Origin of the sequence: Streptomyces spinoverrucosus (assembly GCF_006539505.1) — a bacterium.
Taxonomy (GTDB): domain Bacteria; phylum Actinomycetota; class Actinomycetes; order Streptomycetales; family Streptomycetaceae; genus Streptomyces; species Streptomyces spinoverrucosus.
Genome location: NZ_BJND01000007.1, coordinates 87,356 through 99,370, shown reverse-complemented (window position 1 = coordinate 99,370; position 12,015 = coordinate 87,356). Strand labels below are relative to the sequence as shown.

The 12,015-nt window shown below is 69.3% G+C and carries 8 protein-coding genes; 4 read left to right on the top strand and 4 right to left on the bottom strand.

The genetic code is table 11. From position 1 onward, the window contains the following. Positions 1-5: 5 nt before the first annotated feature. Positions 6-749 (top strand): class I SAM-dependent methyltransferase, encoded by a 744-nt coding sequence (locus SSP24_RS04855; protein ID WP_141307748.1) that lies wholly within the window; start codon positions 6-8, stop codon positions 747-749. 110 nt (positions 750-859) lie between these two features. On the opposite strand, the gene SSP24_RS04850 is transcribed toward SSP24_RS04855, so the two are convergent. Next, a complete protein-coding gene (locus SSP24_RS04850) occupies positions 860-1,090 on the bottom strand; it encodes a hypothetical protein (RefSeq protein WP_308439575.1) in 231 nt (76 codons plus the stop codon). Beyond that, the gene (locus SSP24_RS04845; protein WP_141307520.1) at positions 1,087-1,566 is read right to left on the bottom strand and encodes a hypothetical protein; all 480 of its coding nucleotides are present in this window, start codon (positions 1,564-1,566) and stop codon (positions 1,087-1,089) included. The genes SSP24_RS04850 and SSP24_RS04845 overlap by 4 nt, the downstream gene beginning before the upstream one ends. A gap of 39 nt (positions 1,567-1,605) precedes the next feature. Here SSP24_RS04845 and SSP24_RS04840 point away from each other — a divergent pair, with 39 nt between their 5' ends. Together SSP24_RS04840 and SSP24_RS04835 are read left to right on the top strand one after the other, a co-directional pair. After that, positions 1,606-2,556: a helix-turn-helix transcriptional regulator gene (locus SSP24_RS04840; protein WP_141307519.1), complete on the top strand. Its 951-nt coding sequence runs from the start codon at positions 1,606-1,608 to the stop codon at positions 2,554-2,556. A gap of 40 nt (positions 2,557-2,596) precedes the next feature. Beyond that, positions 2,597-4,474, top strand: coding sequence for a rhamnogalacturonan lyase (locus SSP24_RS04835; RefSeq protein WP_141307518.1), 1,878 nt, complete (start codon positions 2,597-2,599; stop codon positions 4,472-4,474). 88 nt (positions 4,475-4,562) lie between these two features. On the opposite strand, the gene SSP24_RS04830 is transcribed toward SSP24_RS04835, so the two are convergent. Then, positions 4,563-7,208 carry a cellulose binding domain-containing protein gene (locus tag SSP24_RS04830; protein WP_141307517.1) on the bottom strand — a complete coding sequence of 882 codons (2,646 nt, stop codon included), beginning with the start codon at positions 7,206-7,208 and terminating at the stop codon, positions 4,563-4,565. Positions 7,209-7,335: 127 nt separating this feature from the next. Continuing rightward, entirely contained in the window at positions 7,336-10,260 is a 2,925-nt protein-coding gene (locus SSP24_RS04825) for a glycoside hydrolase family 48 protein (RefSeq protein ID WP_141307516.1), read from the bottom strand. A 254-nt stretch (positions 10,261-10,514) separates the two neighbouring features. On the opposite strand from SSP24_RS04825, the gene SSP24_RS04820 reads away from it, so the two are divergent. After that, on the top strand, positions 10,515-12,008 hold the full coding sequence (locus tag SSP24_RS04820) for a cellulase family glycosylhydrolase (protein ID WP_141307515.1): 1,494 nt from the start codon (positions 10,515-10,517) through the stop codon (positions 12,006-12,008). Positions 12,009-12,015: the final 7 nt, after the last annotated feature.

Genomic DNA, 12,015 nt, shown 5'->3' with positions numbered 1-12,015 from the left:
GCATGGTGCTGGACTACACCGACGAGGCCGAGCGCTACGACTCCTCCCGCGGCGGCGAGGCCAGGGCGGCCGCCGCCGCGGAGGGCGTGCTGAGCCTCGTACCGCGGCAAACGCGCAGCCTGCTCGACGTGGCCTGCGGCACCGGCATCGTGACCCGGCGGCTCGCGGCGGCCCGGGCCGGGATGCGGGTGACGGGCGCCGACCTGACGTACGCCATGGCCCGGCACGCCGCCGCCCGCCTGCCCGGCACCGTCGTCCTCGCCGACTGCCGCCGACTGCCCTTCCGGGACGGGGAGTTCGACGCCGTCACCAGCGTGTGGCTGCTGCACCTGCTGCAACGGCCCGAGCACGTCAGGGCCGCCGTCGCCGAGTGCGCCCGCGTGCTGCGCCCCGGCGGCGTCTATGTCACGACGGTCGACAAGGCCGCCGCCCACAACGTCGGCAGTGACATCGATGCCATCCTCGCCTCCCGCCCCCGCAGCCCCGTCCTCGACGCGTCGTCGGCCGTCGAGTCGTACGCCGCCGAACACGGTCTTCGGCCCGCCGGGCTGACCCGCTTCCCCGGCCGGGGCCAGGGCCGCAGCCCCCGCCGCACCATTGCCGACCTGCGCCGCGGCTGGTTCGTCACCCTCCCGCCCGGCCACCCCCTCGCCGACGGCTTCGCCGCCCGCCTCGCCGAACTCCCCGACCAGGACCGCCCCCGCCCGGACCCGTGGTTCACCCTGCGGGCGTTCGAGAAACCCGGGTGAAGTCCGTCGACCGAGATCCCCGACCACGGGAACCGCACGCGCACCTCCTTGCCGATGGGGGAGTGCGTCATCGTCGTAGAACTCGCCGGCGTCCCCGTCGAACCGGCCGATCACCGGCGGAAACAGTGTGCCGCTGCTGCTGGCGGAACCAGTTGCCCCTTCGTGCCCAGCTGCGGCATGTCGACCTCGTCGATGTTCGCCGCGCCGTCGAACAGGCTCCAACAGCGGCTCGTGACCGGGAACTCCACCCAGTCGCTGTCCGGGTCGAGGAAGTCGGTACGGCGGCGGTTGCGGACGTCCCAGTCGCCGTGCAGGAAGTCGAAGTCGTGCGGGCTGCTCATGAGCGGTCTCCTGTCGTTCCCTCGGGCAGGCTGTCGGTCAAGTAGGCGTAAAAATCGGGGACTTGGGGAGCGAGCAGGTGCCGTACCCAGGCGTCCCGCTCGTGCAGGATCGGCGGCAGTTCCCAGACGCAGCCGATCCACGGGCGGTCGGGGGCGATGAAGTGGGTCGGGTCGGTGTCCGGGCAGCCCAGCACCGGCTGGCCCGCAGCGGCGCCCCGGAAGTGCAGGACGTTGTCCCAGACCCAGCTGTACGCGTTGAGATACGCCCCGCTGTCGCCGCCCCGGTGCAGGACGACGAAGGTCGCGGGCGGCGTGCCGTCCGGCTCCGGCAGCAGCTCGGGGAGGATGACGTACGCCGCCTTTTCGACCTCCGGTGCGATGCCGGAAGGGTCCGCGGTGACGTGGTAGCGCTTGACGTGCCGTCCGGCCACCTCGATCGGCGGGGGCACGGTCAGCAGTTTCTCCTTGAAGACCATGGCGTGACGCTAGGACTGCTTCACTGACACCATGTGTCAGTGAAGTCCAGCCGACTCGTCTCCGTCCTCCTGCTGCTCCAGACTCGCGGCCGGATGACCGCCGCCCAGCTCGCCGAGGAGCTGGAGGTGTCGGTGCGGACGATCTACCGGGACGTGGAGGCGCTGAGCGCGGCGGGCGTCCCGCTGTACGGCGACGCGGGCCACGCCGGCGGCTACCGTCTTCTCGACGGCTACCGCACCCGCCTCACCGGACTCACCGCCGACGAGGCCGAGGCCCTCTTCCTCGCCGGCGTCCCCGGCCCCGCCGCCCAACTCGGCCTCGGCTCCGTCCTCACCGCCGCCCAGCTCAAGGTCCGTGCCGCCCTGCCCTCGGAACTACGCGTCCACGCCGACCGGATCAGCGGCCGCTTCCACCTCGACGCACCCGCCTGGTACGCCGACGCCGACGAGACGCCGTATCTCCTGGCGGTGGCCGACGCGGTCTGGAACAGCCGGGTCCTGCACGTCCTGTACCGCCGCTGGCGCGAGCCCACCGACGTGGAGCGCCGCCTGGAGCCGTACGGACTCGTCCTCAAGGCGGGCCGCTGGTACGTGGTGGCCGGACCGGGTCCCCGCACCTACCGTGTCGACCAGATCCTCCAACTCGCCGCTGACGACGAGGAGTTCAATCGACCCGACGACTTCGACCTGGCCGCGTACTGGACGGCGTACCAGCGCGACTTCCACGACCGGTTGTACCGCGGGAAGGCGGTGGTGCGGCTGGCGCCCGGAGTGACCCTCGCCCGTGCGGCCGACCACCGCACGGAGAAGGACGATTGGACAACGGTCACCGTTCCCATCGAGTCCGTCGAGCACGCTCACGGCGAGTTCCTTCGCCTCGGTACCGGCGTCGAGGTGCTGGCGCCCGCCGAGCTGCGCGACAGGATCGCCCGGACGGTCGCGGAACTGGCCCGGACATACGGCAACTCACGGCCCTCCGGCGGCGACTGAGAGACGACAACCCGTCCGCCCTCCCCGGGAGGCAGGTCACGTGACGCACCCGCACAAGCACCGCAGACGCCGTACCACCGCCGCCCTCGCCACCACGGCCGCGGCCCTCACCCTGGTCGGCGGTGGACTCACCGTCCTCGGCACGGACTCCGCCGAGGCCGCCACCGCCCGTCAGGTCGAGAAGCTCGACCGGGGCGTGGTCAGCGTCCACACCGGCAGCGGCAACCTGGTCAGCTGGCGCTGGCTGGGAACCGATCCCGACAACGTCTCCTTCAACGTCTACCGCGCCGGTACGAAGGTCAACGCGACGCCGATCACCGGCTCGACCAACTTCTTCCACTCCGGCGCCCCGTCCCACGCCGACTACACGGTCCGCGCGGTGGTGAACGGTGTCGAGCAGGGCGACTCCGTGCACGCCGTCCAGTTCCGCGGCGGCTACAGGGACGTGCCCCTGACCCCGCCCGCCGGCGGCACAACCCCCGACGGGGTCGCCTACACCTACGAGGCCAACGACGCCTCGGTCGCCGACCTCGACGGCGACGGCGCCCTCGACTTCGTCCTCAAGTGGCAGCCCACCAACGCCAAGGACAACTCCCAGTCCGGCTACACCGGCAACACCGTCGTCGACGGCATCAAGCTCGACGGCACCCGGCTGTGGCGCATCGACCTGGGCCGCAACATCCGCTCCGGCGCGCACTACACGCAGTTCCAGGCGTACGACTACGACGGCGACGGCAGGGCCGAGGTCGCCATGAAGACCGCCGACGGCACGCGCGACGGCACGGGCGCGGTGATCGGCAGTTCCTCGGCCGACCATCGCAACTCGTCGGGCTACGTGCTGTCCGGGCCCGAGTACCTGACCATGTTCAACGGCCAGACCGGCAAGGCCATGCAGACCGTCGACTACGTCCCGGCGCGCGGCTCGGTCTCGTCCTGGGGCGACTCCTACGGCAACCGCGTCGACCGTTTCCTCGCCGGGACCGCCTACCTGGACGGCGCCCGACCGTCGCTGATCATGGCTCGCGGCTACTACACGCGTACCGTCATCGCCGCCTGGGACTGGCGCAACGGGTCCTTCACCCGCCGTTGGACCTTCGACACCAACTCCTCCACCAACGCGGGCAAGGGGTACGACGGCCAGGGCAACCACAGTCTGTCCATCGCCGATGTGGACGCCGACGGCAAGGACGAGATCGTCTACGGCGCGATGACCGTCGACGACAACGGCTGGGGCCTGTGGACGACGAAGCTCGGCCACGGCGACGCGGGCCACGTCGGCGACCTCAACCCGGCCCGCTCGGGCCTGGAGTACTTCAAGGTCTCCGAGGACTCCTCCAAGCCCAGCTCCTGGATGGCCGACGCCCGCACCGGCCAGATCCTGTGGCAGACCGCGTCCGGCGGCGACAATGGTCGCGGTGTCTCCGCCGACGTCTACGCCGGTTCCGCGGGCGCCGAGTCCTGGTCCGCCTCGGACACCACCCTGCGCTCGGCGACCGGCGCCTCGCTCGGCCGGGAGCCGTCCAGCATCAACTTCGTCAGCTGGTGGGACGCCGACCCGGTCCGCGAACTCCTCGACGGCATCCGTATCGACAAGTACGGCACCTCCTCCGACACCCGCCTGCTGACCGGTTCCGGCGTCTCGTCGAACAACGGCAGCAAGTCGACCCCGGCCCTCTCCGGCGACATCCTGGGCGACTGGCGCGAGGAGGTCGTCTGGCGCACCAGCGACAACCGGGCGCTGCGCATCTACTCGACCCCGCACCAGACGACGACTAGGATCACCACCCTGCTGCACGACACCCAGTACCGCGTGGCCCTGGCCTGGCAGAACACCGCGTACAACCAGCCGCCCCACCCGAGCTTCTTCATCGGCAACGGCATGGCAACGGCCCCGAGGCCTGCCGTCTATACCCCCTGAGTTGGACGAACGCCGTCCGTCCGCTGTGGAAAAGCCTGGAGGGCGCGTGCAATGTGCACGCGCCCTCCGGTTCCTCCTGCGCGGAGCGTCAGAGCACCGTGCAGGACCTTTCGCCGAGCTGGAAGGCCGTCGGTTTGCCGTTCGTGCCCGACCAGCTCCCCGTGAAGCCGAAGCTCACCGACGAACCGGGCGCCACGTCGGCGTTCCAGCCGACGTTCTTCACCGTCACGGCCGCTCCCGACTGCGTGAAGTCGGCGTTCCACAGCTGCGAGATCTTCTGCCCGTCCGCGAAGGACCAGCCGAGTGACCAGCCACTCCAGCCGCTCGATCCCGAGTTGGTGAGCTGCACGTCAGCCTGGAAACCGCCCGACCACTGGTTGGTGACCTGGTACGTCACCGTGCACGCGCCGGTCGGCGTCGGCGTGGGGTCGGTACCGCCGCCGCTGTCGGAGGTGTCGCCGTAGATGATCCCGCGCCCGTTGGTCGCGACGTACACGCGCCCGTACACCCGTGGGTCACCCGTGATCGCCGCCCCGGTCCAACCCCACTGGTGGGCGTCGTCGTTGATCCGGGTCCAGGTCGCGCCCTGGTCGGTCGACCGGAAGATGCCGCGCACTCCGCCGATCTTCGCGCTGGTGTAGAGCGTCTGGTACGAGGCTCCCGGCGCCGCCTTGCCGAAGCCGATGGTGTCGGCCTGCTCGACGTTCGACAGCTTGGTGAAGCTCGCCCCGCCGTCGGTGGACCGCCACAGTCCGTACGCCCCGTCCGGCGCGCCGCCCGCCAGCCAGATGTCGCCCTCGGCACCGGGCAGCGCCTTGAAGCGGACGCTGTCACCGCTGGGCAGACCACTGGCGGCCGACGCCGTGAAGGTCGCGCCGCCGTCCGTGCTGACGTAGAACTTCCCGGACTTGAAGCCGTAGAAGGTGTTCGAGTCCACCCGGTCCGACTCGACGATCGCGCCCGCCGGGATACCGCTGGACGCGGCCCAGGACGAGCCGAAACCGGTCGCGTAGTGCACGCCCGCACCCTCAGGACTCCACACGAACCGGCTCCCGTCGGCCGCGGCCGCGACCGTCCCGCCCCCGCTCACACCCGAAGGGTCCGTCCCGGCGAACCAGTTGGCCCCGTTGTCCGTCGAGAAGGCGATGTGCGGCCCGGAGTCCAGATTGCCGACCCGCACCACCGTATTCGGGTTGCTCTCGGCGAAGTCCAGGCTGGTCGTCGAGGTGAAGTTGGGGGCGGTGTACATCATCGGCGGGACCTTGGTGAGGTCCGTGTGCCGGAAGCCGCCGATGTCGCCGAGGGCGCTGAGCAGCGGGGCGCCCGACGGGGGAGAGGCAAGGTCGAGGACCGCCGTCTCCTCCAAGCCCTGCACCATGGGCCTGATGGTGAACGTACTGCCACTGTCCCAGTTCGTGAGGTTCTCCGTGCCGTAGATCGTCGCACCCGTGCCGTACATCATGCGGTCGGAGTCGAACGGGTCGATCTCCAGCGCCTCCGTCATCCAGCCGAGCTTCGGCGTCTGTTCCGGCGGCGAGGGGTTCGCGCCCCAGGTCAGCCACGGGGAGGACGAGACGTCCATCGTGTAGCGGTTCGAGCGGTTGGGGTACGAGGTGTAGTCCCAGGCCTTGGTCCAGGTGCCGCCGCTGTCCGTGGAGCGGAAGATCTGGGTGTCCGGCCACCAGGAGCTGTACGCCGTCGCCATCACCGTGCCCGGGTTCTGCCGGTCGACGGTCAGGCCGCTGAAGCCGTAGTAGGTGTCGGCCTCCGCGACCGGGCTGATGTCCGTCCAGGCGCCGGTTGCGGTGGCGTACCGCCAGAGCCGGCCCTTGCCGCCGTCGTAGGGGCCGCCCTTGTCGCTGTAGGCGAGATACAGATAACCGTTCTCGGCGTCCAGGACACCCTTGTGCGCGAGATACCCGGTCGGCTGACCGGCGAGCCGCTGCCAGCTCGCGCCCGCGTCCGTAGAGCGGTACACGGCGTTGTCCTTGTCGGCGACACCGACGTAGATGGTCCGCGTGGCGTTGCCCGCCGTACCGGTCGACTCGTCGAAGGTCACCCAGGCGATGCCCTGGTTGTCGGACGCGTAACCGCTGGTGTCACTCGGGTCCTGCACGTAGTTCCCGGGGTTGGGGAAGCTCGTGACCTGCGACCAGGTCACCCCGGAGTCCGTCGACCGCCACAATCCCTTCCCGCTGGGCGCGCCCAGATACAGCACGCTGTTTCGGTTCGGGTCGATCGCGAGACGCTCACCCATGCCCCGCCCGGGCATGTTGCCGCCCAGCTTGAACGGCAGGTCGGCCTTCTGCCAGCTGGCCCCCCGGTCCGAGGAGCGCAGCACCGCCCCGTTTCCGGGATCCCAGCTGTTGGTGTACGTCCCGACCGCCGCGTACACCCTGTCCGGATCGACGGAGTCGGACGCGAGGCTCACCACGCCCGTGTGCCCCCAGTCGTCCCAGCCGACGTGATCCAGCAACGGGGTCCAGGTCTTCGACGACTCGACCCAGCGATAAGCGCCACCGATGTCCGTACGCGCGTATGCGAGGTTCTCCTCGGCGCGATTGAAGACGATGCCCGGGACGAATCCGCCACCGTCGATGCGGGCGTTCTTCCAGGTATAGGTGTCGGCGGATACGGCGACCTTTTCACTGTCGGCCGCAAGCGCGGGCGGACCGCCCGCAAGAAGCCCGGCCGCGAGCGCAACCACGGCCGTGAGGATACGTGTTCTGCGCAAGGTGGGGTCCCTTCTTCAAAAAAGGGTGGGGGAAACGCCCTAAAGGGGCGCGGGGAACTGCGCGACCAGCCACAGACAACCAGCAGCCGCCGTACACCCCGCGCCCCCCGAATCGCTCTGCGAACCGCTACTCCAGCAACTCCGCATAAGAGCCCATGGCCAGCGCAATATCCGCCTGAGCCCAGAACCGGTGGTACGTGAACGAGGGCGCCGCACCACCCGCCAGATAACTCTCGATCTTCGACCACGCAGGATCGTCCTCGTAGAACGACCGAATCGACTCGAAGGTCGACGACGAGTTGATCACGTCACCGTTGGGCATGGTGCCGCTCCACCCGCTCGGCACGTACACGGCGTCGTCGAACCGGTTGTAGTCGGCCCGAGTCTCCGGCACGGCGATTCCGAGCGCGTCCTGATGGTTGTCCCACATGCCGTCGAGCAGCGCCTTCGCCGTCGCCGCCGCCTCGGTGTCACCGGAGCGGTCGGCGTAGTACGTCAGGGTCTTGGCGTACGCGGCCGCCACACCGACGTCGTTGGTGTAGTCGGCGACGGTGACGTGCAGCCCGTTGTTGGCACCGGGGTTGGCCGCGTTCCAGGTGTCGGGCTGGCCCGACCACTGGAGGGTGGACGGGATCAGATAGGTGCCGTCCGGGTTGACGGTCGTCTCCGACAGAGCCCAGTCGACCCACTTGTCCAGGACCGCCTTGGCGTCCGCGTCACCCGATTGCTGGTAGTACTCGGCGACGCGCTCCATCGACCACGCCTGGAAGCCGAACCACTGGTTGGACGGCGGATCGTGGTAGACGGGCTTGTCGTCGTAGTACATGCCGTAGAAGGTCGACTTACCGGCCGGCGGGGTGGCGTACCGCCCCTGCCAGCTGTTCGTCGCCCCGCCCGCGATGGCACCCTCCGCCGACTGCAGCCAGCGGTAGAACTCCACCTGCCGGTCCAGCGACTTGGCCCAGTCGGCCTGCCCGGTCGCCGACTTGGGCTTCAGGTCGGGATACTCGCTGAGCGCATACGCGGCCATCGGGTTCTGGTAGCCGCCGTGCGCATGGCTGGAGCCGATGCGCCAGGCCCAGCCCGCCGAGGTGTCGGTGGCGCCGCCCCAGGCGTAGTACCAGGACAGCAGGTAGTGCGAGGAGTCCTTGCCGGTGCCGGCCGGACAGGCCGAGGCCCCCACGCAGTTGCCGATCTTCTTGAAGTACTTGTCGTACATCGCGTAGCGCAGATAGTCACCCATCTTCGCGGCCTTCGCGACGGTCGCCGATACCGCGGAGCCCTGCCCCTGCTCCTCGGCCCACAGGTCCGCCCAGTAGGCGGCCTGCACCGCACGCGCGTCGGCGTCCGGGGCGTTGGTGAACTTCCACTGCTTGGCGTAGGAGGCGTCACCGGTGAACAGGTCCAGGTACCCGTTCGGACCGCCGTACTTGAAGGCGTCGCAGGTCGGCTGCGGGACGGTCTCCCACACCGACTCCTGCGGGCCGCGCTGGAAGGTGTTGATGTACGACGGACCGGTGTCCGTCGGGCCCGCCTCGCACTTGCCGGGCGAGTTGCCGTACCCGTAGACGTTGTCGACGTCCTGCAGCCAGTGCATGCCGTAGACGTCGTCGGTGCCGTACGCGCTCTTCAGCTCGGCGGCGAGGGGGTCCTGGCCGACCGAGACGCCGGTGTCGAGCTGGGCCGGGTACTGGCTCGGCTGGTCCCATTCGGGGGCGTACGTCGCCGGTTTGGACGGGGTGTAGAACGAGTTGGTCGGCTGGTCGGCGTGCGTCGGGATCATGTACTGCTCCATCAGATCCCAGGCGCCGTTGAAGCGGGACCAGTCGCCCGTGACCTTGCCGTACATGGCCTGCAGCCACAGCAGATAGCTGTACGCCTCCGACGTGGTCTCATGGCCGTGGTCCGGCGCCTCGACGATCAGTGTCTCCACCGAGTGGTAGGGGATGCCCTCGGGGGAGAAGTAGCCGTTCGCCGGGTCGGTGATCTTCCCGTAGAGCTCCAGGAAGCGGGCGTCGTACTCCTTGGTCGCGGCGATCTGCGTGGCCGTGACCGTGGCCTTGCCGTGCCCGGCCGCCGTCGACTCGAACGTGGCCGCGCCGGTGCCGGAGGAGTCGGCGGTGATGGTCACCTGCTGTGCCGTGTTCCAGTTCGACGGCGTGAAGGTGAGTGAGGCGCCGCCGGTCACCGACAGGCCGGTGTTCCCTTCGGTCCGCGCGGTCGTGACGGTGACGTTCGACGACGGCTGCGTCGACAGCTTCACGTCGAAGGTCGCCGACTGGCCCTGCCGGACGGGCAGTTGGGACGGGGTGGCCACCACGGCCGGGCCCGAGGCGACCGTGATGCCGACCGGAGTCGACGACGCCGACGCGCCCAGGCTGTCGTACGCCTTGGCCACCAGTGAATGACTGCCCACGGTCAAACTGGAGACCGAGAGCGAGTACGGCGACGTGGTGTCCGTGCCGAGCAGGGTGGTGTCGTCGTAGAACTCGACCTTGGTGATGGTCGCGTCGTCGGCCGCGGCGGCGGTGGCCGCGAGCGGGACCGCGCTGCCCTGTGTGTAGACCGCGCCGGGCGCCGGGCTGGTCAGCACGGTGATGGGCGGCTGGTGCGCGCCCGTGCAGGTGGTGCCGTTGACGTCGAAGGACGTGGGGGCGGCGTTGGTGCCGCTGTACGTGAACTGGGCGCCGGTCGAGACGGCGGCGCCCGCGGCGATCCGGCCGTTGTAGGAGGCGCTTTGGACGGTGACCGTCGAGCCGGACTGGGACCAGGTGCCGTTCCAGCCGTTCGTCAGCTGCTGGTTGCCCGCGTAGGCGTACGTCAGGGTCCAGCCGTCGATGACGTCCGTGCCGCGGTTGGTGATCGTGAGGTCGGCCGTGAAACCGGAACCCCAGTCGTTGGTCTTGTAGTCAACGCTGCACTGAACTGCCGCTGCGTGTGCGGGAGTCGGGTTCGCCACCAGCATCGACAAGGGGACCGCGAGAGCCGCCACGACGGCAGTCCACAACCGCCGCAGCCGCAGGTGAGCGCGGCGTCTGTTTCTGGGGGGCATGTGCTGGTTCCTCCTTGCCGGTTCGGGAAAGAAGTCAAGGCTTGAACCAGTGGGAGCGCTCCCATAGTGCGGACGCGGTCGAGGGGGGTCAAGGTGCTTGAAGAGTCGAAAAGATTCGACAGGCGGTGTTGAGGAAAAGTCAGTGACTCCCCTGTTCTTTACCGTCACTTGGCGCTACCTTCTGGCTACCAGTGGGAGCGATTCCATCAGTCGACGCGTCCGTCACGACGCGCCCGAACTGCAAGGAGTCGCTCATGCGACACCCCCAGCGTTCAAGTCTTTTACTCGGCGGTGCCGCCGCGCTCGCCCTGGTGGGCACCGCGGTCGCACCGGTCGTGACGGCGTCCGGGGCCACCCCGGCCTGTGTGGTGGAGTACTCCGTCACCAGCCAGTGGGACACCGGCTTCCAGGGCGGCGTGCGCATCACCAACAACGCGGCCGCGTTGACCAGCTGGACCCTCAGCTTCGACCTCGCCGGCGGGCAGCAGGTCAGCCAGGGCTGGAACGCCAAGTGGTCCCAGTCCGGTACGACGGTGACCGCCACCAACGAGAACTGGAACGGCTCGCTCGCCACCGGCGCGAGCGTCAGCGCCGGGTTCCTCGCCTCCTGGTCCGGGAGCAACGCCGTACCGACGTCGTTCAAGCTCAACGGCACCACGTGCAACATCGACGGCGAGCCCACCCCGACGCCCACCGACCCGACGGATCCGACCGATCCACCGGACCCGGGTGACGGGCCGCCCGAGCTGAGGGTGTCCGGGAACAAGCTGGTGGACGAAGCCGGCACCACCCGGCGGCTGCTGGGCGTGAACCGCTCCGGCGGCGAGTTCGCGTGTGTGCAGGGCTACGGCATCTGGGACGGCCCGGTCGACGACGCGTCCGTCAAGGCGATCGCCGACTGGAACGCCAACACCGTCCGCATCCCGCTCAACGAGGAGTGCTGGCTCGGCACCTCCAACATCAAGCCCGAGTACGCCGGTGCCAACTACATCGCCGCCGTCGAGGACCTGGTGGCCAAGGTGAAGGCGCACGGCATGACGCCGATGCTCGAACTGCACTGGTCCTGGGGCCAGTACACCGGCAACTCGGCCGGCTGCGCCGATGTGCACGCCACCTGCCAGAAGCCGATGCCCAACATGCAGTACACCCCGTCCTTCTGGACATCGGTGGCGAGCACCTTCAAGGACGATCCGACCGTCGTCTTCGACCTGTTCAACGAGCCCTACCCGGACCGCGCCACCTCCACGGCCGCCCAGGCGTGGACCTGCTGGCGCGACGGCGGCACCTGCCCCGGCATCGGCTACGAGGTGGCCGGTATGCAGGACCTGATCGACGCGATCCGGGCCACCGGCGCGGACAACGTGATCCTGGCCGGTGGGCTCGCGTACTCGAACGACCTGAGCCAGTGGCTGACGTACAAGCCCGACGACCCGGCGGGCAATCTCGCCGCCGCCTGGCACGTCTACAACTTCAACACCTGCTCCAACGAGAGCTGCTGGGACGCCACGCTCGCACCCGTCGCCGCCCAAGTGCCGCTGGTCGCGGGCGAGATCGGCGAGAACACCTGCGCGCACTCCTTCGTCGACCGCGTCATGGCGTGGTTCGACGCACGGCAGCTGTCCTACCTCGGCTGGACCTGGAACACCTGGAACTGCTCCTCCGGTCCGGCCCTGATCAGCAGTTACGACGGGACTCCCACGTCGTACGGAATCGGGCTGCGTGATCACCTGCGCGCCCTCGACGGATAACCCACCT

Excerpts from the sequence above, each read along its gene's own strand:
- SSP24_RS04850 (WP_308439575.1), bottom strand. The coding sequence starts at position 1,090 with ATGAGCAGCCCGCACGACTTCGACTTCCTGCACGGCGACTGGGACGTC.
- SSP24_RS04845 (WP_141307520.1), bottom strand. The coding sequence starts at position 1,566 with ATGGTCTTCAAGGAGAAACTGCTGACCGTGCCCCCGCCGATCGAGGTG.
- SSP24_RS04825 (WP_141307516.1), bottom strand. The coding sequence starts at position 10,260 with ATGCCCCCCAGAAACAGACGCCGCGCTCACCTGCGGCTGCGGCGGTTG.
- SSP24_RS04820 (WP_141307515.1), top strand. The coding sequence starts at position 10,515 with ATGCGACACCCCCAGCGTTCAAGTCTTTTACTCGGCGGTGCCGCCGCG.